Raw genomic sequence first — 267 nt, 5'->3', positions numbered from 1 at the left:
ACCAGACCATTTTGCGTGCTGAAGCCAAGACCGTCGAGGCTGCCCTGGCTTGGTTGCAAGCCGCCAAAGAAGTGGGTGAGGCATTGGCCGAGCAACAGGGATTACCCGTCATTTTTTACGATGCGGTACCCATGACGCTGGTGCGACTGGCGCACATCGAGCGCGCCCAGTTATTGATTGAGTCAGCCAATCGAGCGGCGCTGCAAAAACTGTTACCCTTATGGCGTGCTGGGTTGGTGACGATGAAAGGGCGTATGAAGTGGCAGC

Annotated in this window: 1 protein-coding gene; it reads left to right on the top strand. The window is 56.6% G+C overall.

The annotated features are described in order from the left end of the window. Positions 1–267: hypothetical protein (locus tag ACZ3HH_RS30225; RefSeq protein ID WP_465810279.1), on the top strand; the 267-nt coding region annotated here is incomplete at both ends.

The organism is Pseudomonas sp. PME37.24/025 (assembly GCF_055556615.1).
This window is presented reverse-complemented; position numbering and strand designations above follow the sequence as displayed.